The following is a 928-nucleotide window of genomic DNA, read 5'->3' on the forward strand; positions in this document are numbered from 1 at the left end:
GCGAGGCCAAAACAGACGCCCGGGACGCGTTCATCATCGCGGACGCGGCCCGCGTCATGCCTCACACACTCCGCTCGGTCGACCTCGAGGACGAGACCATCGCCGAGCTGGAGATGATCGTCGGCTTCGACGACGACCTGGCCGGCGAAGCAACCCGCATCAGCAACCGCCTGCGGGGCCTGCTCACCCAGATCCACCCCTCGCTGGAACGGGTCCTGGGCCCACGCGTCCAACACCCGGCCATGCTCACTCTCCTCGACCAGTTCGGCTCCCCGGCCCAGATCCGCAAAGCCGGACGCCGACGGCTCATTGCACTGATACGTCCAAAGGCACCGCGGATGGCCGAACGGCTCATCGAAGACATCTTCACCGCACTGGACGAACAGACCGTCGTCGTCCCGGGCACCGACGCGGCCGCTCTGATCGTCCCCAGCCTCGCCAACTCGCTCCGAGCGGTGCTTGACCAGCGGAAACTCTTGGCCACTCGGATCGAAGAACTGCTGGAGAACCACCCTCTTTCGAAGGTCCTGACGTCCATGCCGGGGATCGGCGTCAGGACCGGAGCCCGCATCCTCATCGACGTCGGTGACGGCAGTTCGTTCCCGACCGCCGCCCACCTCGCCGCCTACGCCGGCCTCGCACCCACGACCCGCAGTTCTGGCTCCTCGATCCGCGGCGAACAACCGTCCCGGCGCGGAAACAAGCAGCTCAAACGAGCCTTCTTCCTGTCCGCGTTCGCGTCTCTGGCCGACCCGGCCTCCCGGACCTACTACGACAAGAAGATCAGCCAGGGAAAGCACCACACCCAAGCCCTCCTCTGCCTCGCAAGACGACGAGCCGACGTGCTCTTCGCGATGCTCCGCGACGGCACCTTCTACGACCCACAGCCCGCCCCATCAGCTTGACGAAACCCATAGGGGCACCCCCC

The 928-nt window shown here is 66.4% G+C and carries 1 protein-coding gene; it reads left to right on the forward strand.

From position 1 onward, the window contains the following. Positions 1-905 (forward strand): IS110 family RNA-guided transposase (locus tag ABEA77_RS33790; protein ID WP_345655977.1); only part of this gene is annotated, 905 nt, incomplete at its 5' end. Positions 906-928 lie beyond the last annotated feature (23 nt).

Source organism: Streptomyces tremellae (assembly GCF_039540215.1).
Taxonomy (GTDB): domain Bacteria; phylum Actinomycetota; class Actinomycetes; order Streptomycetales; family Streptomycetaceae; genus Streptomyces; species Streptomyces tremellae.